General features: G+C 53.5%; 18 protein-coding genes. 15 read left to right on the top strand and 3 right to left on the bottom strand.

Annotation, left to right across the window (positions count from 1 at the left end):
* Nucleotides 1-89 precede the first annotated feature (89 nt).
* The 3 genes from EJQ19_RS28860 to murI all read left to right on the top strand — a co-directional run bounded on the left by EJQ19_RS28860 (nucleotide 90) and on the right by murI (nucleotide 2,343).
* Nucleotides 90-620, top strand: coding sequence for an ATP-dependent Clp protease proteolytic subunit (locus EJQ19_RS28860; protein WP_126144694.1), 531 nt, complete (start codon nucleotides 90-92; stop codon nucleotides 618-620).
* Nucleotides 621-758: 138 nt separating this feature from the next.
* Nucleotides 759-1,529, top strand: a complete 771-nt coding sequence (locus EJQ19_RS28855; protein WP_126144693.1) for a Cof-type HAD-IIB family hydrolase — start codon at nucleotides 759-761, stop codon at nucleotides 1,527-1,529.
* A gap of 31 nt (nucleotides 1,530-1,560) precedes the next feature.
* On the top strand, nucleotides 1,561-2,343 hold the full coding sequence (gene murI, locus EJQ19_RS28850; protein WP_126144692.1) for a glutamate racemase: 783 nt from the start codon (nucleotides 1,561-1,563) through the stop codon (nucleotides 2,341-2,343).
* A 71-nt stretch (nucleotides 2,344-2,414) separates the two neighbouring features.
* On the opposite strand, the gene greA is transcribed toward murI, so the two are convergent.
* Nucleotides 2,415-2,885 (bottom strand): transcription elongation factor GreA, encoded by a 471-nt coding sequence (greA, locus tag EJQ19_RS28845; protein ID WP_126144691.1) that lies wholly within the window; start codon nucleotides 2,883-2,885, stop codon nucleotides 2,415-2,417.
* A gap of 246 nt (nucleotides 2,886-3,131) precedes the next feature.
* Between greA and EJQ19_RS28840 the strand changes: the two genes are divergently transcribed.
* The 6 genes from EJQ19_RS28840 to cysI all read left to right on the top strand — a co-directional run bounded on the left by EJQ19_RS28840 (nucleotide 3,132) and on the right by cysI (nucleotide 9,650).
* Nucleotides 3,132-4,877 carry a sensor histidine kinase gene (locus EJQ19_RS28840; RefSeq protein WP_126144690.1) on the top strand — a complete coding sequence of 582 codons (1,746 nt, stop codon included), beginning with the start codon at nucleotides 3,132-3,134 and terminating at the stop codon, nucleotides 4,875-4,877.
* Nucleotides 4,878-4,956: 79 nt separating this feature from the next.
* Nucleotides 4,957-5,223: a late competence development ComFB family protein gene (locus EJQ19_RS28835; RefSeq protein WP_126144689.1), complete on the top strand. Its 267-nt coding sequence runs from the start codon at nucleotides 4,957-4,959 to the stop codon at nucleotides 5,221-5,223.
* Between the two features lie 240 nt (nucleotides 5,224-5,463).
* Nucleotides 5,464-5,631, top strand: coding sequence for a hypothetical protein (locus EJQ19_RS32055; RefSeq protein ID WP_164716792.1), 168 nt, complete (start codon nucleotides 5,464-5,466; stop codon nucleotides 5,629-5,631).
* Nucleotides 5,624-5,791 (top strand): sporulation histidine kinase inhibitor Sda, encoded by a 168-nt coding sequence (gene sda, locus EJQ19_RS28830; protein WP_126144688.1) that lies wholly within the window; start codon nucleotides 5,624-5,626, stop codon nucleotides 5,789-5,791. The genes EJQ19_RS32055 and sda overlap by 8 nt, the downstream gene beginning before the upstream one ends.
* Before the next feature lie 261 nt (nucleotides 5,792-6,052).
* The gene (locus tag EJQ19_RS28825; protein WP_126144687.1) at nucleotides 6,053-7,882 is read left to right on the top strand and encodes an assimilatory sulfite reductase (NADPH) flavoprotein subunit; all 1,830 of its coding nucleotides are present in this window, start codon (nucleotides 6,053-6,055) and stop codon (nucleotides 7,880-7,882) included.
* A 46-nt stretch (nucleotides 7,883-7,928) separates the two neighbouring features.
* On the top strand, nucleotides 7,929-9,650 hold the full coding sequence (gene cysI, locus EJQ19_RS28820; protein ID WP_126144686.1) for an assimilatory sulfite reductase (NADPH) hemoprotein subunit: 1,722 nt from the start codon (nucleotides 7,929-7,931) through the stop codon (nucleotides 9,648-9,650).
* Between the two features lie 422 nt (nucleotides 9,651-10,072).
* Here the strand turns inward: cysI and EJQ19_RS28815 are convergent, their stop codons facing one another.
* Nucleotides 10,073-11,365: a PASTA domain-containing protein gene (locus EJQ19_RS28815; protein WP_126144685.1), complete on the bottom strand. Its 1,293-nt coding sequence runs from the start codon at nucleotides 11,363-11,365 to the stop codon at nucleotides 10,073-10,075.
* Nucleotides 11,366-11,597: 232 nt separating this feature from the next.
* On the opposite strand from EJQ19_RS28815, the gene EJQ19_RS28810 reads away from it, so the two are divergent.
* The 6 genes from EJQ19_RS28810 (at nucleotide 11,598) to EJQ19_RS28785 (ending at nucleotide 24,788) form a co-directional block, all read left to right on the top strand.
* On the top strand, nucleotides 11,598-13,739 hold the full coding sequence (locus EJQ19_RS28810) for a methyl-accepting chemotaxis protein (RefSeq protein ID WP_126144684.1): 2,142 nt from the start codon (nucleotides 11,598-11,600) through the stop codon (nucleotides 13,737-13,739).
* Nucleotides 13,740-13,907: 168 nt separating this feature from the next.
* Nucleotides 13,908-15,551, top strand: coding sequence for a hydroxysqualene dehydroxylase (locus EJQ19_RS28805; RefSeq protein WP_241243127.1), 1,644 nt, complete (start codon nucleotides 13,908-13,910; stop codon nucleotides 15,549-15,551).
* A gap of 38 nt (nucleotides 15,552-15,589) precedes the next feature.
* Nucleotides 15,590-20,785, top strand: coding sequence for an AAA family ATPase (locus EJQ19_RS28800; protein ID WP_126144682.1), 5,196 nt, complete (start codon nucleotides 15,590-15,592; stop codon nucleotides 20,783-20,785).
* 166 nt (nucleotides 20,786-20,951) lie between these two features.
* Nucleotides 20,952-22,118 carry an iron-containing alcohol dehydrogenase gene (locus EJQ19_RS28795; RefSeq protein WP_126144681.1) on the top strand — a complete coding sequence of 389 codons (1,167 nt, stop codon included), beginning with the start codon at nucleotides 20,952-20,954 and terminating at the stop codon, nucleotides 22,116-22,118.
* 11 nt (nucleotides 22,119-22,129) lie between these two features.
* The gene (locus EJQ19_RS28790) at nucleotides 22,130-23,059 is read left to right on the top strand and encodes an EamA family transporter (protein WP_241243126.1); all 930 of its coding nucleotides are present in this window, start codon (nucleotides 22,130-22,132) and stop codon (nucleotides 23,057-23,059) included.
* Between the two features lie 259 nt (nucleotides 23,060-23,318).
* A complete protein-coding gene (locus EJQ19_RS28785; protein ID WP_241243125.1) occupies nucleotides 23,319-24,788 on the top strand; it encodes an RICIN domain-containing protein in 1,470 nt (489 codons plus the stop codon).
* 64 nt (nucleotides 24,789-24,852) lie between these two features.
* On the opposite strand, the gene EJQ19_RS28780 is transcribed toward EJQ19_RS28785, so the two are convergent.
* Nucleotides 24,853-25,272: a hypothetical protein gene (locus tag EJQ19_RS28780; RefSeq protein WP_126144680.1), complete on the bottom strand. Its 420-nt coding sequence runs from the start codon at nucleotides 25,270-25,272 to the stop codon at nucleotides 24,853-24,855.
* Between the last annotated feature and the right edge of the window lie 148 nt (nucleotides 25,273-25,420).

Raw genomic sequence — 25,420 nt, 5'->3', positions numbered from 1 at the left:
TGAAAAAAAAGCGGTTTACGGGTTACAAACGTCCTTAGCCCAGAATAAACTAACTGTAACAATGGGCCATACGGACAGGAGGCATCCCAATGAACGACCGTACTTTGTATCTATTCGATGGCGTGCATAAAAACTCCGTGAAACCAATCGTGGAACAAATTATGAAAATCAACCTGTTTGACGAAGACAAGGACAAGAAGGAAAAAGACTATAAGCGCGTGCCGATCGATTTGATTATCAACAGCAACGGAGGCAGCGTCTATGACGGGCTGGGCCTGATCAACGTGATGGAAAACAGCAAAACACCGCTCCACACCTACGTCTACGGTCTTGCCGCCAGCATGAGCCTGCTGATTGCCGCCAGCGGACATAAACGCTACTCAGGCCGCTACAGCACGTTTATGTATCACTCGGTCTCGACGCACATCGACGGTCAGTTGGCATATATCCGCAATCGGGTTGAAGAAACGCAGCGCCTGCAAGAGATTTACGACGAATGTCTGCTCGCCAAGACGAGCCTGCAGGCGGAAGACCTGCATCGCGTGAAGGAGCATCAGCGGAACTGGTACATGAATCCGGAGGAGGCGCTTGCCTGCGGGATCATTGATGGGATTGTCTAGCTTTGTTGTGGCAAGCAGCGCGGAGAAGCCTGAGGGATTCTCTTTTTCTTTTTGTCTTTTCTCCTCGTTTGGTGTTTAATTGAGAGTAGGAGAGAAGGAGCAGCCGAACTGCCTCCATCAGAAAAGGAGACCCGCACTGTGTACAAAATTGTATTCTTTGATATTGACGGCACCCTCGTGAACGAGGAGAAACAAGTGCCGGAAAGTACGGTCAAGGCCGTTCATCAGCTTAAGCAAAAGGGAATCGAGCCGGTCATCGCGACAGGACGAGCTCCCTATTTTATTAAACCGCTGGCGGAGCTGCTCGGCATCGATTCGTATGTCTGCCTGAACGGAGGCTTTGCGGTATATAAAGGAGAGCCTTTGTACCGCCGCGTCATCGACAAAAACGCGATTGCGTCGTTGGTGAGTCTGGCCGCAGCGCACGGGCACTCGCTCGTGTTTGAAGGCGAGCGCGAATATTACACGGACACGGCGGACCATCCGTCTATGCTGTCCTCCGTCAATTCGCTGAAGGTGGATTTACCAGGCGTGGACCCCGATTTCTGGCGGACGAACGATATTTATCAGATTTTTCTGCACTGCGAAGCGAAAGATGAGCATTTGTATGAAGGGCTGCTGGGCGATTTCAAATTGATTCGCTGGCACCAGCATGCGATGGATGTGCTGCCGGCCGGCGGCTCCAAAGCGCAAGGGATTGCCGCGCTGCTGGAACTGGTCGGACTGAAGCCGGAAGAAGCGGTTGCCTTCGGCGACGGTTTGAACGACATGGAAATGCTGTCGTATGTTGGATTTGGCATTGCGATGGGTAACTCGCATCAGGATTTGCTGCCGTTTGCCGACCACGTGACGACGCATGTGGACGAGGAAGGCATTCGGAACGGGCTTGTCACAGCAGGCCTGCTGTAGCGTTACATACGATTTTCTTAGGGTGAGGCAGATGAAAATTGGTGTTTTTGATTCCGGCATCGGCGGCATCACGGTCTTGCATGAGGCGATGAGACGACTGCCCCGGGAAGATTTCATATATTTCGCCGACACGCTTCATGTCCCGTACGGGACGAAGCCGAAGGAGGACGTGCTGCAATTTGTGAAGGCATCCGCCGAGACGATTGTGCAACATGACGTGAAGGCGCTGGTGATCGCCTGCAACACGGCAACGTCGATCGCCATTAATGCCCTGCGGCAGCACTACGCGCTGCCGATTGTCGGCATGGAGCCGGCGGTGAAGCCGGCGATTGAAATGAACCGCGCCTCCGGGAAGCGCGTGCTTGTGTTTGCGACGCCGCTGACGCTCAAGGAGTCGAAGTACAAAGCGCTCGTCTCCCGCGTCGACGACGCCGGCATGGTCGACTCCATCCCGCTGCCGGATTTGGTGCGGTACTGTGAGTCCCTGGTCTTCGAAGGCCCAGCGATCCGCGACTACTTCGCAGGCATCCTGCAGGACGTGGATCTATCCGTTTACGGCACAGTCGTGCTGGGCTGCACGCACTATCCGTTTTACCGAAAGCTGCTCAGCGAGCTGCTGCCGGGCCATATCCAGATCGTCGACGGCAGCAAAGGGACCGTAAATCGGCTTATTCAATTGCTGCAGGAGCGCGGTGCACTGGGGCAAGGAGGAAGCACCGACGTCACTTGGCTGTGCTCGGACAACTCGCCGGCGTACTTGCGCAAAATGCCTGAAGCGCTGGCTATGCTGCAGCGCATGGAGGCACAAAGATAAAAAAAGCAATCTCCGTTCAGGGCGATTCCTGTCCGGGGATTGCTTTTTTTATTCGCTTCTCTTTTGCTGTCTTACAGCTTGATCTCAAGAAGCTTGTACTCGATCACGCCCATCGGCGCATTGACACTGATCACGTCGCCGACCTTCCGGTTCATAAGCGCCTGGCCCAGCGGGCTTTCGTAGGAAATTTTATTCTCGTTGACGTCGGCTTCGGCGGCGCCTACGATTTTGTACTCGATTTTTTCGGCAAATTCAATATCGTTGAGCACGACGGTCATACCGACTTGCACTTTCGATGTGTCCATGTTTGTCACGACTTTCGCTCTTTTCAACATCTGCTCGATCGTGAGAATACGCGTCTCCATGAAGGCTTGCTCTTCTTTGGCGGAGTGATACTCGCTGTTTTCCTTCAAATCGCCGTAGGAAATAGCGGTTTTGATCCGGGAAGCCAGCTCTCTGCGACGAGGTCCTTTGAGCTCTTCCAGCTCCTGCTCCAAATTTCGCAGACCCTCCGGGGTTAAGATAATTTCATCATTGGACATTAGCGGCAACTCCTCATTTGTACAGTACTTGTTCTATAGTACTAAAGTAAGAAGGGCAAGTAAAGCCGATGGACTTTGCGGGGAGGCGGAGGCTGTATAATTCTGTCATAGACAACGCTTTCCTTCCCATCTATACTACTATGTTAGAAGAAAGCAAGTTCGCGCTCTACAGGGAATATTGCGAATGGCTACATAGCTGTGGAGTTCGTAATATTTAACATACAACAAAGGACTGTTGATTACTTCATGAGAACGAACAGAAGCGTCATTTATGTCACCTTCATTATCGTGATTTTACTACTGATCACCAACAATACGTCGTATTACTGGTACACCAAATCGCTATTGACGCAAGCGTTGGCGGACCGGATGGAATCTACGGCGAATCAAATTCGAACGTCCATCGAGCAGGCGGAGGAAGGATCGTTTTTCGTTGAGGATATGATCGGCGAGCAGCTGCGATCCGCGGCTATTTTTGCGAAAAGCCAGCTCAATCCCGATTGGCACAACGTGACGAACGAGCAGCTAGCCGCGCTGGCCAAAGAAGCCGACGTGAGCGGTTATTCGCTCATGACGCGCAGCGGCAAGGGGGACGACATTATGGTCGGCAGGTCGTCAGAGCCCAAAGAGCTCACGATTACGAGCACGATTGCGTTCGGTTATTGGTTTACCGCTTTTGACCAGCTGCTGAAGAATCATCAGGTGACGATTCCCGAAGGTCAGAAGCTGCCCAATTTCTGGTCGGGCATTTATGAAGTGCCGGCATCCGGCTCAAGCGATGTCAGCAAATTCGGTTATTTTTACGATGGGACCGGCAATTATTTGATCTGTGTCTTTGTGAACGCGGATAAAATTCAAACGTTCAAAAATATCGTCGGCGCCGATACGGTGATGAAAAAAACGCTTGCGAACAACCCGGACATCTTGGAAATCGCTGGCCTCAACGGCGTAACCTTCGGTACAGAGCCGAAGGAGTATAAGGGTATAGACGGCGCGACATTTATTTCTGTCTACGACCGCCCGGTGCTGTACGGCACCTACACGATGCCAACGCCGGACGATCAGGCCAATTATCGGAAGTCGATTGATACGGGCAAGCCGGTGAGCGTGGTCGAGCATTGGAACGGCAAGCCGATCCTCAAAACTTTCGTCTACGTCCCTGTCAAAAAAGTAATGGAAGTCCAGCGTGAAATGCCTTTTGTCATCTCCATCGTAACGGACTATCAGTCCATTGAGAATACGCTCCAAAAACAATTGATCCAATTGGCTTTGCTCATCATCTTTTTCACGCTGTTCAGTTTGGCGCTTCTTTATTTCATCTTCCGCTTCGTTGCGAAAAGCCGCGAAACGGCCGTTCAAACCACGCAAGAGATGTATATTCAAAATGTGGATCTGATGTTTGCGACGATACGCAGCCAGCGTCACGATTTCTTGAATCACGTGCAGACGCTGTACGCCATGATTTCAAAGGGGAAAAAGGAAGATCAGATGCGGTATATGAAAGAGTTGATCGAAGAGATCAATGAGGTGAACGACATTATCCGGATCGGGCAACCGGCGATTGCTGCGCTGATTCAAGCGAAAATCGCAATTGCGATGCACACGAAAACGGTGTTCAACTATCAATTTACGGGCATGGACGAGCTCTCGCTCGGCGTAAAATCGGTGGATATTGTGAAAATTTTGGGCAATCTCATCGACAATGCGTTTGACGAAACGGCGATGTTCCCTGTGGAAGATCGGATCGTTGCCGTGCACGGATGGACGGAGGACGGCTTTATGAAATTTTCCGTGTCGAATCCGATTAGACCGAATCATGCCCCGGATGTCAAACAGCTGTTTGCGATCGGTTACAGCTCCAAAGGCGGCGGCGATCATCAGGGGTTAGGTCTTCCGGTCGTGAAAGAGCGCGTTGAATACTACCGCGGATCGATCGACGTCTCGATTGAAGACGGCTATATCGTCTTTCAGATTTCAATACCGATGCAGTAATCCTTTTATGTCGGCTTTTTCTATCTTGTGGTTTCGGGTATAATGAATCGTAAATGTTCCTAGAAGGGGCTGGATAATCGTGGTCGTCTACAATGCTATGGAAACGGTAGTGAACCGGATGTTTGAAGAGTTTCAGAAAACGTATGAAATGTCCTGTGACTGCCAAATTTGCCGCGAGGATGTGCTGGCGATTGCGCTTAACAAGCTCCCTCCGAGGTATACTTCGAGTGACAAAGGCCTTTTGTTTGTAAAAGGCGAGTATATCAGCCCGCAGCTGCAGTCTGACATTATGCGGGAATTGCTGGCGGCAGCGACCGTCGTTGCGCAGAATCGGCATCATGTCTAATGCGGAGATTTAACCTGAAAACCTTCTGTCGTTTGCTGTCAAACGGCCGGAAGGTTTTTGTTTTTCGATCAGGACGATAGAGGCTTCGGACCTAATCTTGGGAGAATGCAAAAAAAATACACATGTTTGAAACGGAAGCAGGGAAGGAATGCAAAAAAAATTGCGCTGTTATTCCGCTCTCTTCACGTTAAGATAGAGATAACCAATTTTCCAGATTAATGAAATTCAGGAGGGAATCATGTGAAAACGGAACAGTTAAACAGCTTTATTGATTCGGTTTTACCTGAAGTTGTTCTGCAAACTTATGGGAATATAAGCTTGCCCTCCGATGAACAAATTCAGCAATCGATGAAAAAAATGATGTTCATGCTCGAATCCAAACAGAAATGGAATATGCGCAATGAATGATCAGGACAATCTCAAATCGTTTAGCACGGACACACTTGTCGACGCTTATATAAATGCAAGTCGAATGAACATGAGCAAAGAGTTTTTAACGCTGCTGCTGGATGAGATTCAAGCCCGCAAATCGAGCTTTTTTCAGGAGAGTCTGGACGGGACCTCTTAATTGCGAGGAGATGAGGGCAAAAATTCCAAACATAAGCCTTTACTAAGAGCAAACAGGCAGTCTGTTTGTTCGATTGTGAAGGTTTTTTTCTTTTTTCTGGAAAAATAAAGCGTATTCGTCTATATATCAATAACCCTTATAAGTCTCATAAGACGAATCTAATTGACCTGCCAGTCGCACTGTGTTAGTTTTCATAAGAAGAATAAAATTGTGCGCGAAATATGTCAATTCTATCACTACATGCTAATGAGGTGGATTTTGTTGGAACTTCAAGTCGTAAACAGCCCTTTTACCCAAGAGCAAGTCGAATTGCTCAATCGTCTTCTACCTACACTAACCGACAATCAACGCAGTTGGCTTAGCGGATATTTGACCGCTACGCAAGGAGCGCAAGTCCCATCGGCGTCAGGCACAGTTCCAGCTGCGATCCCGACACCGGCAAGTGCGCCGACAGCCGTTTCCAAGGACGTCACGATTCTCTTCGGGTCCCAGACTGGAAACTCGCACGGTTTAGCGAAGAAGCTGGCGAAGAAACTGCAAGATCAATCATTCCAAGTGACGCTCTCCTCCATGAGCGATTTCAAAACGAACCTTTTGAAAAAAGTGACGAATCTGCTGATGGTCGTCTCCACGCATGGGGAAGGCGAACCGCCGGATAATGCGATTTCGTTCTATGAATTTCTGCACAGCAAGCGCGCTCCGCAATTGGAAGGCACACGCTACGCGGTGCTGTCCCTTGGCGATACGTCCTACGAATTCTTCTGCCAGACGGGCAAAGATTTCGATAAACGTCTTCAAGAGCTTGGCGCGAAGCCGCTCACGGAGCGCGTCGATTGCGACGTCGACTTCGACGAGCCGGCAGCGGCTTGGATGGGCAGCGTATTGAACGCTCTGCAATCCGCATCGGCATCCGGTGCTTCCGTTTCCGGCGGCGCAACCGCAGCAGCCGAAAGCACAGGGGAATCCGAGTATTCCAGAACGAACCCGTTCCAAGCGGAAATTTTGGAAAACTTGAACTTGAACGGCCGCGGCTCCGACCGTGAAACCCGCCACGTAGAAATTTCCCTCGAGGGCTCTGGCCTGCAATATGAGCCAGGCGACAGCCTTGGCGTGTATCCGGAAAATCATCCTCGTCTTGTCGAAGAGATCATCCAGGCGATGGGCTACAACGCAGACGAGCAAGTCACGGTGAAAAACGGCGAGACGCGCTCACTGCGCGAAGCGCTGCTCCGCAACTTTGAAATCACCGTGCTGACGAAGCCGCTGCTTGAGCAGCTTGCGAAGCTGTCGGGCAACAGTGACTTGCAAGAGTTGGTTGCTGCCGGCAACGAGCACGAGCTCAAAGCTTATACGACGAATCGCGATCTGCTCGATCTCGTGCAGGATTACCCGCTTACCGGCGTGAAAGTCGCCGATTTCGTAGCAGCGCTCCGCAAAATGCCGGCGCGTCTGTACTCGATCTCCAGCTCTTCGAAGGCTTCGCCGGATGAAGTGCATATCACGGTTCGCGCTGTACGCTACGAAGCGAACGGACGCAACCGATACGGCGTCGCTTCGGTTCACCTGGCCGAGCGCGTGCAGGCAGGGTCGACGGTTCCGGTGTATATCCAAAACAACCCGAACTTCAAGCTGCCGGCTGACGGCGAGACGCCGCTGATTATGATCGGACCTGGTACGGGCGTAGCACCGTTCAGATCGTTCCTCGCTGAGCGCGAAGAAACGGGAGCGGAAGGCAAAACTTGGCTGTTCTACGGAGACCAGCATTTCTCCACGGACTTCTTATATCAAATCGAATGGCAGCGCTGGCTCAAAGACGGTGTCTTGACGAAGCTGGATGTTGCATTCTCGCGCGATACGGATCAAAAAGTATACGTTCAGCACCGCATGCTGGAAAACAGCCGCGAGCTGTATGAATGGCTGGAAGCGGGCGCAGCGGTTTACATTTGCGGCGACGAGAAGAAGATGGCGCACGATGTACACGCAGCCCTGCTGACGATCATTGAAAAAGAAGGCGGCAAGAGCAAGGAAGAGGCCGCTGCCTACATGGCTGCGCTGCAGCAGCAAAAACGTTACCAACGCGATGTTTACTAGGTAGGGCTTTAAGGGTAGCCCCGAGGGTACGAGAGGAGAAGGCAACATGTCAGAGAACAATTTACTATCGAAGAACAGCGCGCCGCACAGCGATGTCGAAGCCATTAAAATTCGCAGCAACTACTTGCGCGGCAGCTTGGAAGAAACGCTTCAAGACCGTATCACAGGTTCGATTCCGGAGGATGACAACCGGTTGATGAAATTCCATGGCAGCTACATGCAGGATGATCGTGACTTGCGGAACGAGCGTCAGAAGCAGAAGCTTGAACCTGCGTATCAATTCATGCTGCGTGTACGCGCGGCTGGCGGGGTTGTAACATCGGATCAATGGCTGATGATGGACCGCATTGCGCAGCGTTATGCGAACGGCACGATTCGTTTGACAACGCGACAATCGTTCCAATTGCACGGCGTTCTGAAATGGAACATGAAGAAGACGATTCAAGAAGTGAACGCCTCTTTGCTGAGTACGCTCGCCGCTTGCGGTGACGTGAACCGTAACGTCATGTGCAACCCGAATCCTCACCAATCCGAGATTCACGGCGAAGTGTACGAATGGGCGAGCAAAATCAGCGCCCATCTCGATCCGCACACGAGAGCGTATCATGAAATCTGGCTGGACGAAGAGAAAGTGATCGACAGCCGTTCCGAAGAAGAACAAGAGCCGATCTACGGCAAAGTGTACCTGCCGCGGAAGTTTAAAATCGGAATTGCTGTCCCTCCATCGAACGATGTTGACGTGTTCTCGCAGGATCTGGGCTATATCGCCATCGTCGAGAACGGCAAGCTGATCGGCTTCAACGTAAGCGTTGGCGGTGGTATGGGGATGTCCCACGGAGACACCAAAACGTATCCGCAAGTGGCTCAAGTCATCGGCTTCTGTACACCGGAGCAAGTGATTGACGTTGCGGAGAAGACAGTTACGATTCAGCGCGATTACGGAGATCGCTCTGTACGTAAACATGCGCGTTTCAAATATACGATTGACGATCGCGGTATCGACTGGTTCATCGGCGAGCTGCATGCGCGCCTTGGCTGGAAGCTGGAAGCGCCTCGCGCGTACCACTTCGACAACAACGGCGACCGTTACGGTTGGGTGAAGGGCGTGGGTGGCAAATGGCACTTCACGCTGTTCATCCAGAACGGCCGTGTCAAAGATGAAGGCAGCTACCGCTTGATGACGGGTCTGCGCGAAATCGCGAAAATCCATAACGGGGATTTCCGTCTGACGTCCAACCAGAACTTGATCATCGGCAACGTCAGCGCTCAGAAGAAAAAGAAAATCGAAGAGATGATTGCTGAGTACGGCTTGACGGACGGCATGCACTACTCTGCGCTGCGCAGAAGCTCGATGGCTTGCGTCGCCCTGCCGACTTGCGGTCTCGCCATGGCCGAATCCGAGCGCTACCTGCCTTCGCTGATCGACAAAATCGAGCCGCTGCTCGAAGAAAACGGTCTCCGCGACGAAGAAATCGTCATTCGGATGACCGGCTGCCCGAACGGGTGCGCGCGTCCGATGCTGGCGGAACTTTCGTTCATCGGCAAAGCCGCAGGCAAATACAACATGTACCTCGGCGGCGCCCACAACGGAAGCCGTTTGAACAAAATGTATAAAGAAAATATCGGTGAAGCGGAAATTATGGATTCCCTGCGCACGATTATTCCTCACTATGCGAAAGAGCGCAACAAAGGCGAACACTTCGGTGACTTTGTAATTCGCGCCGGCTATGTGAAAGAAGTGCGTTCCGGTCAAGATTTCCACGCTTAAACGCCAAGAAGCCTTGCCGCCCCTTCGGGGGAGGCAAGGCTTCTTTTTTGTCCGGACGTATGACGCGCGCCCGCTCACATTCGGAATCTCCGACCGGTGCCCAGCCTCGATCTGGCCTCGTGACAAAGCGCTTCCCGCGCACAGCTCAACTGGAATTTCTCCATTACGTTTCGCACCAATAGCGACTTTCACCGTCATAAACTGGAAAAATTCCAGTTTATATCATCCATTTCCACCCATATCGGGCAAAATCGTATAAATGAGTTGGAGAAATTCCAGTTCATATGTCTCCTGCCGCGAAAAAGTTGGTCATGAACGGGAGGAATTCCAGTTGAACCAACCCGGTGGAACGAAGTTCCCTCGTAACATGGCCAAAAAGCCTGCATAAAATCATGCAGGCTTTGCTGATAAGAACGCTCCTTCTACGGGCTGCCCTTGCTTACCCAGAAGATGACGTTGTCGCCCTGGAAGCCGTCGGTGCCTGGCTGCGGGTCTTGCCGGATGACCGTCCCTTGCGGCTTGGCGTCATCGACAAGGAAGTACTTATAATGCAGCCCGGCCTGCAGTGCCAGCTCCTCGGCGCCTGCTTGCATCTGGCCGACGAGGTTCGGCACAATCGTTTTGTCGCCGGGCTGCTTGACGGAGGCTTCGCTCGCCTTCGGCGTCGGCGTTGCCGAAGGCGTGATCGCGACCGTCGCCGCTGTCGCTTTCGGCTGCGGGGGGATGGTCTTGTCGCTTTTCTCCGAAGCGGAAGGCCACACCGCCCACACGGCTGCGGCGCTGACGAGAAAAGCGGCCGCCGAGACGGCGCCGACCTTCCACCCGGCGCGCGACGGCGCCTCGCTGCGGGCCGGCTCCGGTGCAGCCGTGCGCCGCGGCAGGCCGCGCACAATCGTCCGATGCTCGTCATCCTCGTCATCGTCCTCGTGCTGCGCGGCGGCCGCTTGCGCCGGCATCACGGGCACCATGCGCCGCGGTGCGCTGTCGGCAGCCGCTGCGGCCGGCATTGCCGCATTCTCCGCCTGCTGCGCTCCCGGCAGATTGCGCAGCCCAAAGACGAGCGAGGAGAGCGATGCCTGGCTCTGGCAGATGTGCTTCACAAGGCGCACGAGTTCTGCTTTCTGCTCGGTCGTCGCACTCGGGATGTGGGCGCGCTCAAGATTTGTGTGCAGCACTTCGTAAGCGTCCGAACCGGTCGCGTCCCGCGTCAGCAAGCTGACCATCAGGCGGCACAAGCCGATGGCGCCTTGATCCAGCAGCTCTTCCTCGTTCCAATAATTCAGGACGGAGAGCTTGCCGCTTTCCGACAGCCATAGATTGTCCGCCCGGACGGAGAAGCCGGTAATCCGTTCTTCCAACGCGTCGAGCAGAGAGACGCCGAGATCGCTGATCATGGCTGTGACGACCTGATATGTCCAGCGTTTGTGCCCGATTTGCGAAGACAGCAGCGAGCCGTTTCTGGCTTGGAGCACGATCTTGACGGCATGCTCGGAAACGGACGTGTCCAATATATGATGAAAGCCGTCGTGAATAAAGGCAGCTTTATGGTGAAGCGTTTGTATGTAATCTACGCCGCGGCTCCCAGTGGGAAGCGTGATGTGGTAGAGCAGCACAGTGCGATTCAGATAAACATCCTCACCATATTGAAGAGTTCCATGAGGGAGCGTGGCGATATGCTCGCGCGTCACGTACCGCGTTTCCAACTGATCTGGCATGGAAAGTTCATCCTCTCTTTTTAGCAGGTTAGGAAATCCCCTTTATTATATAGGATTCGAAGGGAATAAGGAATTTCAGGAACGCAATTAGGTAAAATGACATAAGACAGCGAATTTTTTGTTGAAAATGATCAAAATGGTTCGAATCGACGGTAATTTTCCCGATTTCATAGTAAGATGTTGCCATTATCGCATATAGAGAGAAGCGTTGCGCATAAGGGAGAGGATCGAGATGAAATCGAAGCCATTTACAACAGATAGGCTGCTGCCGTTGTTCAAGCCTGCCGTTCATGTGATGAACAAGCTGCGTTATTTGCAAAAATTTCTCGTGATTGGCTGTATGTTTCTCATTCCCCTGATCTGGCTCGCCCAGCAAGTCCTCTCGGAGACGCGAACGGAACTGCGTGCTGCCGATTTGGAAATGCAGGGGCTCCGCGTGCAGCGGGATCTAGGTGAACTATTAATTGGACTTGATCAATATGGACAAATGCTTCCATCTGCCGAAGGCGTGCCTGCGCCGAAAGGATGGGACACCGGCGAAATCCGGGCGCGTATCCAGGGCATATTGGCCGAGCTGCAGCAAGGAGCTGCCGTACAAGGTACGGTTGCGGAGAGTGAGCAGATTTCCGCCATCGCGGAGCAGTGGAAAGCGATTCAAACGAGCGGAGAGGGAATGAGTCAAAATTATTACGAACTGCAGCATCAGCAATTGGAACTGCAGATTCAAACTCTCATCGGCCTTGTGGAAAAAAATAGCAAATTGGATTTGGATCCTGAAGAGATAAGCTCAAACCTTATTCACTTTACTGTACACTACTTCCCGCAATTTTGGAATCTTCTTGAGAAATTGGAGACGAAAGGCGTTCAGGTTGCGGCCCGACGGCAAATTAAAAATCCGGAGGAACAGGAAGAGCTGATCCGAATCAGCGGAGAATCGCAATCGCTTCTTGCAGAAATGGCTGCAACTGCAGCGCAAATGAAAGAGCAAGCCCCCGCGCTCATGGGAGTGCTTCAGACGTCGTTGGATAATAGCCAACAGACGGCGCTGGCGGCCGTTGCAGCCCTGAATGAGAAGCTGGTGAACACCGGTGTCATTCAAATCCAAGCGACGGAATACGCGGAACTGGCACGCGCAGCGAAGACGGCGGCAACTGCGGCCTACGTCAAACAGATAGAAGAGTTGGAGTCGCTCCTGCAAGCTCGGATTGACAGTTATCGCTCGCACATGATTGTCGACGTGAGCATTGTGATCGTCATGCTGCTGCTCGCCGCATATCTGTTTATGGCCTTCTATGTAGCCGTCAAACAAAGCATTGATCGGCTTGCTGCAGCCTCCAGAAGGCTCGTACAAGGCGATATGACCGCCAGGGTCGAGGCGGACTCCAAGGATGAGTTTACGCAGGTTGTACAGGCTTTTAACCAAATTGCCGACAGCTTCGCCCAGGTGATCGGCCAGAGCCGGCTTGTGGTGGAGCGCGCCTTCGCTTCTTCGGAGCAGCTGCAAGCGAGCGTGCGGGTGACGGCTGAGGACTCAGCGGCCATTCAAGCGATCATGGTTGAAATGGCACAGGGCTCGCAAGTGCTGCTTCGGGGCTCGGTTGAGACGGCGGCCGCGATGAACGAGGTGTCCATGGGCGTGTCCCGCATCGCGGAAACGTCTTCCGTCGTAGCTGCAGCGGCGGGCGACGCCGCCGAGCAGGCGCGCCAGGGCTTTGCCGCGATGGGCGCCGCGTTAGAGCAGATGGCGTCGATCAAGGGCCAAGCGGCGGAAACGGCCGGCACCATTTCCGCGCTTGTGGAAGTCTCGGCTAAGATTGACGCAATGCTGAACGTCATCACCGATATTTCCGCGCAGACCCGGCTGCTGGCGCTGAACGCCTCCATCGAGGCGGCGCGCGCCGGCGAGCACGGACGGGGGTTCCAGGTGGTGGCGGCCGAGGTACGGAAGCTGGCCGACGAGTCCGGCGAATCCGCGAAGGGCATCGCCGAGCTCGTCGCCTTGATCAAAAACAGCTCGAGATCGGCGACGGCAAAGGCGCAAACGGAAATTCTCGAGGTAGAAAAAGGCAGCCGACTGATGAACGATGCTGGCGAAGCGTTCGAGGCCATTCTGCACGCGGTCGATCGCGTAGCCGAACAGATTCAGGAAGTGTCGGCTGCGTCCGAGGAAATTACGGCGAGCACGCAAGAAGTAGCCGCTTCCATGGAAGACAGCGTGAATATTTCCCGCAAAGCTTCCTCCTATACAGAACAGGTGACGTCTTCGCTGCACAAGCAGGAGGCGTCGACCCGCGAGACGGCGGCTTCCTCCGAACGGCTGAACCTCATTTCCAACGAGCTGCTTCAAGCTTTGTCCCGGTTTCGGCTTGGGTAATAAGGATTACATATTCCCAGTAACGCACGCTACCTTCCATATCCGTCACGGGATATGGAAGGTATTTTTCTATCTTTTTACCCGGCATATCTATGATTCGATAGTACTGAATGGTATGATAGATTCAGTTATTTTTACAAAAAGCACCAATTCGAAAGGGGGATTCTGTTGAAAAAAGTCGCAATTTTAGGTGGCGGGGTTGCTGGATTAAGTGCAGCGCACGAGCTTATTACGAGAGGGTACGACGTATCGGTTTACGAGTTTAAGAGCATACCGGGCGGCAAGGCACGGAGCATGCCTTATACGGGAAGCGGTGTGGGCGGCCGCCGGGATTTGCCGGGCGAGCACGGCTTCCGATTGTTTCCGCGATTTTATCGCCATGTCATTGATACGTTAAAAAATATTCCCTACGGGGACGGAACCGTGTATGATAATTTACAGGAAGTGACACGTTTGGATATTGCGACGTATACGGCTCCGCTCCTGCCGCTGCTGGCCAAGGTCGAGTTCAGCATCGAGAATTTCCTGGTCGTGCTGAAGGATATTTTTGATAACGGCTTAGGTCTTACAAGCAGCGACATGGAACAGTACGGCAAGAAGCTGTGGCAGATTATGACGAGCTGCGATGAGCGGATTCGCGAAGAGTACAACGACATCGACTGGTGGACGTTTATTCAGGCGGAACAACAGTCGGAGGCGTTTCAGAAAATTTTTGCCGGCTTTACCAAGACGCTTGTCGCCTGCCAATCCAAAGTGGCGAATACGCAAACTGTCGGCCCGGTCGCGACGCAGATGACGTTCGATATTACGACGCCGGGTACGTCTTTTGTACGATTGCTGAACGGTCCGACGAACGACAAATGGATTTATCCGTGGTTGACGTTCTTGCAGGATCGGGGCGTGAAGTATCATCTGAATGCCAAAGTTGAGCGTATTACGTGCGAAAGCGGCATGATTCAAAGTGCGACAATTACAAAAGACGGCGAAACGTTCGATGTTGAAGCCGATTACTATATTTGCGCTTTCCCGGTGGAAGTGATGGGCACGTTCATTACTGACAGCATGTTGGAGGCGGCTCCGTCGCTGAAGGGCGTTCGGCAATTGATGGATTCCGTGGCTTGGATGAACGGGATTCAGTTCTACATGAACAAAGACGTAACGATTACGCACGGCCATGTGATTTATTTGGACGCGCCGTGGTCCTTAACGTCGGTTTCGCAAAAGCAGTTCTGGCCGAACGTGAACCTCAGCGATTACGGAGACGGCTTGGTCAAAGGCATTTTGTCCGTCGATATTTCAGATTGGAATACGCCTGGCATCCTGTACGGCAAGCCGGCCATGTACTGTACGCCTGAAGAAATTAAAGAAGAAGTCTGGGCGCAAATGAAGAAAAGCCTCAATGTGGACGGTGTGGTCATTTTGGAGGACAGCGTTCTTCATTCCTGGTTCCTGGATACCGATATACAATTTAGCAATCCAGAGGGCGCATGCTCCAACATGGAACCGCTGCTGATCAACCGCGTCGGCACGTGGGATCTTCGCCCCGAAGCGTATACCGAGATTCCGAACCTGTTCCTGGCGGCGGACTACGTTCGCACGAACACGAACCTGGCGACGATGGAAGGCGCGAACGAAGCGGCCAGACGAGCGGTCAATGCGATTCTGAAGAAGGATGATTCCAAGGAGAAGCCTTGTGAAATCTGGGAGATGTACCAATTCGACAAAGGGCTGCTGACAGCCTTGAAATTATATAAACACCATGACAAGAAGCGATTTGAGAAAGGTCTTCCTTGGAACGGAGAACTCCTCTAACGCTATGTGCGGCAGCAAGATTTCAGTAGGAGGGTTTTATGTTAATTTTGCCGGAATACGAGCTGATCAGACAACTCTATCAGGGCGAGCGTACGGTTATTTATCGCGCTGTACATAAGGTTACGCAGGAAAAAGTCATTGTCAAAACGTTCCGTTCCGATTATCCGCTCGCAGCCGATCTGGCGAGATTGAAGCGCGAGTTTGAGATTGGCACTATGCTTGATATTCCCGGCGTCGTCAAACCGATTGCGCTGCCCAAATATCAAAATAATATGGCGCTGGTCTTGGAGGATATGGAAGGCGAACCGTTAACTGCGTATTTGCCTTCGTTCCGGCAGTCGCTCACGGCATTCTTGACGGCTGCGATCCAGCTTGCCAAAATCGTCGGGGATATTCATCAACGCTATGTCATTCATAAAGATATTAAGCCAAGCAATATCATTTACAACCGCGACAAGCAGCTGCTCAAGCTGGGCGATTTCAGCATTTCTTCCCTGACGCGCGAACGTCAGGAGATGCTGGACCCGATGCTGCTCGAAGGAACGCTCAGCTACATGTCCCCGGAGCAGACGGGCCGCATGAACCGGATCATCGATTACCGGACGGATTACTATTCGCTCGGCGTTACGTTCTATGAGATGCTGACGGGCCGGCTGCCTTTTCAGACGGAAGATCCGGTGGAGCTGATCCACTGCCATTTTGCCGTGACGCCAGCGCCGCCGGCGAGCCTTCGCATGGGGATTCCAAAGCCTGTCTCGGATATCGTGATGAAGCTGTTGGCGAAGAATGCCGAGGACCGCTATCAGAGCGCCTACGGCATCATTCAGGATCTTGAGCACTGCCTGATGCTGGTGAACGCCGGCGAGGAATTGCAAGAATTCACAGTGGGTCTCTATGATATGACCGACATGTTCCAGATTCCGCAGGGCTTGATCGGGCGTTCCTCCGAGATCGATAAGCTGATGCAGGCGTACGGCCGGTCCGTTCATGGCCCGTTGGAAGCCGTCTGGGTGACGGGGGAGTCCGGCTTCGGCAAAACGTTTCTGATCGCCGAGACGATGAAGACGCTGATGAAAGACAGCGGTTGGTTCATTTCCGGCCGGTTCGAGCCGAATAAGCAGCATGTGTCCTACCATGCGCTGACAAGAGCGCTGCGGGAGCTAGCGCGCCAACTGCTGACGAGCAAGGATCAGCAGCTCGCGGAGTACCGCTCTTTGCTGCTCAAGGCGATCGGAACCAGCGGCAGGGTACTGACCGATCTGATTCCGGAGCTGGAGCTGCTGATCGGTGAGCAGCCGCCGGCCAAGCAGCTCCCTCCGCAGGAGACACAGAATCGGCTGCACTTTTTGCTGCAGCAGTTTTTGCAAGTTTTTTGCGGAAAAGATCGGCCGCTCGTGCTGTTCCTCGACGATTTGCAGTGGGCGGACGCGGCTTCGCTGCATTTCCTCGATTTGCTTTTGAACGATGCGCAAATGAAGCACTTCCTGTTCATCGGGTCTTATCGCCGGGAATACGATACGAATGTACTGTCCACGCTTCGTGTGCAGCTGCTGGATAAGCTGCCGGAGCGATTGGTGCGAGAGCGGATTGCGCTGGAAGCCTGGAAAATCGAAGATGTCGGCCAACTCGTGGCGGAATCGCTGAAAGCGGAGACGGGGCAAGTGACCGAACTGGCCCAGCTTATCTTGCAAAAGACGGGCGGCAATCCGTTTTTTGTGAAACAGTTTTTGACCGATCTGTATGAACAAGAACTCCTGACGTTCAACTATGAAGCGAATCGTTGGATGTGGGATATGGACGAAATTGAGAAGCTGCGCATTACGGACAATCTCATGTTCCTGCTCGCGGAAAAGCTGGAACGGATGCCGGCGGGCACGCAGTATATGCTGCGGATCGCGGCGTGTCTCGGCGTCTACTTTGACTTGGAGGCGCTCGGACTTGTGATGCGGAAGCCGTTCGATGCTTTGCTGCAAGAGCTTGAGATTCCGATTCAGCACGGGCTGATCATCCCGGTAGGGACGGCGTATAAGTTCTTTAACGAGGGCGCGGGCCAGGCGGCGGCACGGGACATTCGCTTCAACTTCGTGCACGATTCGATTCAGGAAGCGGTGTACGGCTCGATTGAAGAGGCGAAGCTTGCGGAGATGCATTTGAACATCGCCAGGACGCTGTTGGATCAGTATTCGGAAGAGCAGATCGAGCAGCGGCTGTTTGAAATCGTGAACCATATGAATATGGGCTCGGATCTCGTCACGGAAGGGCAGGAGCTGCTGCAGCTGCTGGAGTACAACTACGGCGCGGGCCGCAAGGCGAAAGCGTCCAATGCGTATCGTTCGGCCATTCAGTACTTTAATAAAGCGTTGGCATTGCTGGTGCAAGTGAACCATAGGGAACTGGCCGATCTCAGCTTCGCGATGCGTTTGGATAAATCCGAAGCGCTGTATTTGAACGGTCAAGCCGATGAGGCGGAGACGCTTTACGATCAGCTGCTTCTGGAGGCGAAAACGGATGAGATGCGGCTTGAGGTCTATCACCTGCTTGTCGTCCTGTATACCAATGTCGGGCAACAGCACAAAAGCGTTAAGGTGGGGCTAAAAGCGCTCGCGGAGTTTGGCATCCGGCTGCCGGAATCGCCGAATTCGCTGAACATTTTTGCTGCCTATCTGAATGTAAAACATAAAATCGGCCGCAGAAACACGCTGCAGCTGTACGATTTGCCGATTATGGAAGATAGCTATCGCGCTCAAATTACGAAATTGATGATGAGCGTGGCGATTTCAGCTTATTTTGTCAATACGAACTTATTCGTCTTGTTTATGATCCAATTGACGCGGCGTGCGCTCAAGTACGGCAATACGCCGGCGATGGCTTACGTATACGGTGCGTACGGGCTGATTCTCGGCTCGGGCTTTGGCGATTATCAACAAGGTTACCAGTACGGCCAGCTCGGCAATCGGATGAACAATCGGTTTCAGGCACCGGAGTATCGGTCCAAAAGCTATTTTTCGTTCGGCCTGTTCGTGACGCCGTGGGTGAAGCCGCTTCAGGTTTCGCTGGAGCATCTCCAAGAGTCGTTCCGCAGCGGAATCGAGGACGGGGATCTGGTTTTTGCCGGCTATGCGCTGACATATCAGGTGCTAGTGAAGGATTTGCAGGGCGTTGCGCTTGGAGAAGTCCAGGAGGACCTCGCCAAGCACTACCGGATTCTGGAGCAGACGAACCATCAGGACACGCTGTTCATGCTGGAAATGCTCAGGGAAGTGATTCGGAGTCTCGAGGGAAAATCGCTGAATCCGACGGTCATCGGGAATTCCGATGAGGAGGAGAAGGCGCTCGTCCGCAAGCTGGAGGTTCATCCGAATCAGGTGATTCTGCATGTGTACCATGTCAAAAAAATGATGCTGAACGTGCTGTTCGGCGATTACGCGGAAGCCGTTCGCTTCGGCCAAGCCGCTGAATCACTGCAAAGTGTTTCCTTCGGGTTGTTCCATATTCCGGAGCATTATTTGTACTACACGCTGGCGCTGGCGGCCATGTATGAAGAAGCGACGCCGTCCAGCAAGCGATGGTTTGCCAAGCAAGTGAAGAAGATGCAGCGCAAAATGGATAAATGGGCCGTAAATTGCCCGGCCAACTACCTGCACATGAGCCTGCTGATGCAGGCCGAGTGGCATCGCGTGACAGGGCATACGCTGAAGGCGGAGCAGGACTTTGAGGCTGCGATTCGGCAGGCACGCGAGATGGGCTTTATCCAGCACGAGGCGCTGGCATGCGAGCTGGCCGGCAAGCATTACCGGACGGCGGGGCGCGAGAAAATCGCCAAAACGTATTTGCTTGACGCCTATTTCGGTTACCGTCACTGGGGCGCGAAGTCGAAGGCGGACGATCTCATGCTGCGCTACCCGGGCTATTTGACCGGTGTGACGGAAGAGCAGGAGTGGAGCACGACGAAGATCAGCGATTACTCGCTGCACGCGCTTGATTTTATGACGATTATGAATACGTCGCGTTCGCTTTCCAGTGAAGTCAATTTGGAGCAGTTGATCAAGCGGTTGATGGAAATTGTTACGTACTCGTCGGGCGCCGAGCGCAGCTTACTCGTGCTCAAGGATAAGGACACTTTGTACGTGGAAGCGGAAATGCTGGCCAGCAGCGGGAAGGAGTCGTGTATCGTCAGTCCGGTGGAGTTGACGACGCGGGAGGATCTTCCGGCTTCGGTCATCCAGTATGTCGCAAGGCTTAAAGAGGGTGTCGTGCTCGACGATGCCGAGAATGAGGGAATGTTCACGCAAGATCCATACATTCGACTAACGGAAAGCAAGTCTATTTTCTGCGAGCCGATTCTGCATCAAGGTAATTTGGTGGGCGTGTTCTATCTGGAAAATAATCTGATTCGGAACGCTTTTACGTCGGATCGTCTCGATATTATCAAGCTGTTGTCCGCGCAGGCAGCCATCTCGATTGAGAACGCACGTCTTTATAATGACTTGGAGTCGAAAGTCAAGGAGCGGACGAACGAGCTTATCTTGATGGAAACGTCGCGCCGAGATTTGCTCTCGAACATTTCCCATGATTTGGGAACGCCACTGACGTCGATTCAAGGCTATGTGGAGGCGATTCTGGACGGCGTCATTCAGGAGCCGGAGGAGCAGCGCAAATATTTGTCGGTTGTGCATATGCGGATCGTCGGCATCCAACGGTTGATTACGGACTTGTATCAGCTCAGCCGGATGGAGACGAAGCAGTTCCACTTCCAACTGGCGCCGACCTCCTGGCTCACGATGGTACGCCAGCTGTTTGCGAAGTATGAGCTCGATACCGCGAATGCAGGCATCACGTATACGCTGGACATTGTGCCGACGCAGGGTGAGGATCTGCTGCTGACGGTCGACGCTGACCGGATCGAGCAGGTCTATGCGAATATTATCTATAATGCGATCAAGTTTTCACCGAGCGGAGGTTTTATCGATGTTCGCGTAGAAATCCGTGACGAGCCGTGCGAGCTCTTGATTCGCGTGACGGATACCGGCGTCGGGATCAGCGAGGAGGATTTGCCGCATATTTTCGAGCGGTTCTACAAAGTGTCGAAGTCGCGCAGCAACTCGGGCGGCAGCGGGCTCGGCCTGGCGATCGCCAAGGAGATTGTCCAGTACCACGGCGGACAGATCTGGGCGGAAAGCCGCCTGGGCAAAGGCTGCAGTATTTCGTTTTCGCTGCCGCTGCACCGCGTGTAGGATAGATGTGTTCGTCCCCAGTCATGTGAATGGCTGGGGATGTTTTTTTGCGCGGGGAGGCGGGCAGTGAGGTGCTCTCTTTACTGTGGTAACGCACCCGCTTAGTAATTTACACAAGTTATGATATACTGCTGTAGAATCAGTCATCGAAGGAGTTAGACGTACCATGCAATCTTTTCTGCAATATAATCCCACCAAACTTTGGTTCGGACTGGGACAGATCGAACGGCTGCAGCAGGAGCTTGGCACACCAGGCAAACGCGTGCTGCTGGTTTATGGCGGCGGCAGCATCAAGCAAAACGGTGTTTACGACGCTGTGATGGAGCAGCTTGAATGGATGAAAGCACATGTGGTTGAGCTTTCCGGGGTGGAGTCAAACCCTCGTTTGACCACTGTTCAAAAAGGCATTGCTCTTTGTCGCGAAGAGGGCATTGAGCTTATTCTGGCCGTCGGCGGAGGCAGTGTCATCGACTGCGCCAAGGCGATTTCGGTCGGCGTCTATTATGAAGGCGACGTGTGGGATATTATCACACGCAAAGCCGAGGCGACGCGCGCGCTGCCGCTCGGCACCGTGCTGACGCTGGCGGCAACCGGCTCGGAAATGAACAATATCTCCGTGATTACCCACTGGGATAAAAACGAAAAGCGTGGCTGGAGCTCGCCGCTGGCCTATCCGGCTTTTTCGATCCTCGACCCGATGTATACGACAACTGTTCCGCTAGATCAGACGATTTACGGCATTGTAGATATGATGTCCCATGTGCTGGAGCAATATTTTCACCGGACTGACAATGCACCGATGATCGACCGCTACATGGAAGCGACGCTCCTGACGATTATCGAAGCGGCGCCTAAATTGATTGCCGACCTGCAAAGCTACGAGCTGCGCGAGACGATCATGTACGCCGGGACGATGGCGTTCAATGGGCAGCTCTCCTGCGGAACGGACGGCGGGGATTGGGCTTCGCATCAAATCGAGCACGGCTTGTCGGCCGTCTATGACATTCCACACGGCGGCGGTCTGGCGGTCTTGTTCCCGAACTGGATGCAGCACTGCGCAGAGGAGGATCCTTCGCGCATGGCGAAGCTTGCCAAGGCGGTTTTCGCCATTCAACCGGAAGGCAAGACGGAGGCGGAGATCGCTTTCGAGGGCATTCGTAGGCTGCGCGATTTTTGGAACTCGCTGGGGGCACCGAGTCGACTTGCGGATTTCCAGATCAACGACAGCCGCATCGAGGAGCTGGTGCATAAATCGTTTATGAAACCGTCCGTTGGGCAATATAAAATCATGACAAGGGAGTCAGTCAGAGACATTCTGACGCGCTCGCTATGATGAAATATTACATGTACGTGCTAGCCGCGGCGTGCAGCTTCGGTTTGTTGTCTACGTTTGTAAAAAAGGCGTACGATGCGGGCTATCACGTCGGCGATGTGGTAGGCGGTCAATGTTTATTCGGCGTCATCATGCTTTGGCTGCTGGTGCTGGTCGTTTCCAAATCGGATCGCGGCGCCAAGGCGGAGTCGTCCGCTGCTTACCGCGCTAAGCCGCGGCAAGTGCTGACGCTGATGGCGATGGGCACGACGTCCGGCTTAACGGGGATTTTTTATTATGGCGCTTTGCAGTATATTCCCGCTTCATTTGCCATTGTACTGCTGTTCCAGTTCACCTGGATCGGGATTGTACTTGAGGCGATTATGGGGAGAAAGCGGCCGGGTTCGGACAAAGTTCTTTCGCTCGTTGTCCTGTTTGCCGGAATTCTGATGGCGAGCGGATATTTAAAAGGGGGCCTCGAAGCACCGTCACTCTTGGGGACGATGCTAGGTTTGCTGTCAGCCTTGACCTACTCGCTGTACATCGTCGTGAGCGGAAAAGCAGCAACCACGGTAGCGCCGATTACGCGAAGCGCGCTGATGCAGACCGGCTCGCTCGTGCTCGTCATGCTCGTGTACCCGCCGCATTTCCTCTGGAACGGCTCGCTGCATGAGCAGCTTCTGCCGTGGGCGTTGCTGCTGGCAGTTTTCGGCGTGGTCATTCCGCCGCTTTTTTTCTCGCTGGGCGTGCCGCGCATCGGCGGCGGCATGGCGACCATTATGGGCGCGGCCGAGCTGCCGACAGCGGTCACGATGTCGTTTGTCGTCTTGCATGAGTCTGTATCCGCCCTGCAGTGGGTTGGTGTCATCATTACCATGATCGGCATTGCCGTTCCGGAACTGATCAAACGAAAACGAAGGGACGCGCCGTTCGGCGGTCATACAGGTGGATTTTCCTCGTAAGATGAGGGAGATCCATTTTTTTTGTATGGGCGTTTGCATCGTGGGCGGTGAACCGTTGCATGCGGAAGCGGGAAGTTGAGAAAGTTCATAGTTCACGACGGATTGTTCAGTAGCGGAGAACTCGGAGAATTCGCTAATGTGAAGGTAAAGGAGGTGGTGGCGCGAGCAGTGAAGTAACCGCTTTCAGCAGCACGAAGCACGATGGTCAGACAGAAGGGTATCACGCAAGACCAAACCGCACGGGAAAGGATGGATGTCAATGATGATAAGACCTGTCCGAGGTCGCACATGGGGGATCATACTGACCTTTTTGCTGGCGTTTGTGGTGGCATGTGCATGTTTCTTGGTTCCAAGCTCACAGGCAGCCGCTGTCACGATCCAAAATGGCATTCAATTCAAAGATACGAACGGCAACATCATTCACGCGCACGGCGGCGGGGTGATCAAGGTAGGCAGCTACTTTTACTGGTTCGGGGAAAACCGCAACGACGACGGCACGTTCAAGGCGGTATCCTGTTACCGGTCTACGGACTTGAAGACGTGGGAATTCCGCAACGACATCCTGACGAAAAATTCGGCGGCAGAACTGAATGTTTCCAATATCGAGCGGCCGAAGGTCATTTATAATGCGTCGACGGGCAAATATGTGCTCTGGATGCACTGGGAAAATGGGTCGGACTACGGTCAGGCACGCACAGCCGTCGCCTATTCCAGCACAGTAGACGGCAATTACACGTACCAAGGCAGCTTCCGTCCGCTCGGGTACGATTCCCGCGATATGACGGTGTACAACGATAACGGAACCGCCTATCTGATTTCGGCGACAAGCGTCAATGCGAATTTGAACATCTACAAGCTGACGAACGATTTCCTTGGGGTGGATTCGCTTGTCACGACCTTATGGTCAGGCCAATACCGCGAAGCGCCGGCAATGTTCAAGCGGGGCAGCACGTACTTCCTCGTGACGTCGGGAGCAACCGGCTGGGATCCGAACCAGGCCAAATACGCGACAGCGTCCAGCATCACGGGCACGTGGAGCGGGCTGACGAACTTTGGGGATTCGACGACGTTTGATTCGCAAAGTGCGTATATTTTGCCGGTTGAAGGCTCAAGCACAACCAGCTATTTGTACATGGGCGACCGTTGGGCGGGCGCCTGGAGCGGCAAAGTGATGGAATCGCGTTATGTGTGGCTGCCGCTGACGTTCCCGACAAACACCTCGCTCTCGATGAGCTGGGGCAGCAATGTGACGATTGATGCGGCCATGGGCAGTATTTCCGCTTCTTCGCCGGCGATCGATACGAGCGCGTATTATTTGCTTGAAAACCGCAACAGCGGGAAAGATCTCAATGTCGTGGGGCAAGGGACGGCGAGCGGTGATAACCTGGAGCAGTATATTGACAGCGGCTGGACCAGCCAGCAGTGGAAATTTATCAGCGCCGGCAGCGGATATTACAAGATTCAGAACCGGGGCAGCGGTCTGATCATCGGCGTGGAGAGCGGCTCGACCGCTGACGGTGCGGTGATCGAGCAATGGACGGACGGCGGCTGGAGCAGCCAGCAATGGCAAGTCGTCGACAACGGCGGCGGCAATGTCAAGCTGAAAAATCGAGCGACCGGCAAGCTGATCGATATTTCCGGCGGGTCCAAAGCGAATGGCGGCGCAGCCATTCAATGGACGGACAACGGCGGTAAGAATCAGCAGTGGCGCCTGCTGAAAGTGCAATAAAAAGAAGAAGCCGCAAGTCCTGCCCCAGACAGGATTTGCGGCTTTCTATATGTAAGCGCTGCGGTTAGGCATGCGCGAATTGTTGCGCAGATGCGGGCAGATTGCCTCCATTCAGCAGCTCGAGCAGCTCAGGTGCCGAAAAATGGGCGGCTAATCGGCGCAGCCGCATGTAGATGGTTCGCAGCATGGCCGAATCCATGTCGGTGATCAAGCAGCGATTCGCCACATAATCAGCTAAGGTGAGTTTGATCAGCCGGCCGCTTTCACGCAGCGTCGCAATTGAGGCTTTGGCAAGCCGGGCGGCGGGAATCTCGTAGTGGGTCTGATCGATGGCCGCTTGGTAGAGGTCCATGCAGGCGAGTGAGACGTGGTGCTGTTTTATGGTGCCGCAGCCATCTGTGTAGGTCAGTTTTCGGCTCGGAACTTGGAGCGAATGGCGGCGAAGCTGGAGCATATCCTGCGGCGTTAAGCCTTCCAGCAGCAAACGGATAATAATGGCATCTTGCGGATTGGAGCACTGGCTCTCCAGATAGAGTACTTTCGACAGCGTAAGAATACGAAATCAACATCCTTCCATTGGGCATCGAATTTGGGGAGCTGGTCTTTCCGTTTTTCTGTAAATTTCAGAAAGC

It is taken from the genome of Paenibacillus whitsoniae (assembly GCF_003955665.1).
Classification (GTDB): domain Bacteria; phylum Bacillota; class Bacilli; order Paenibacillales; family NBRC-103111; genus Paenibacillus_E; species Paenibacillus_E whitsoniae.
This window is presented reverse-complemented; position numbering and strand designations above follow the sequence as displayed.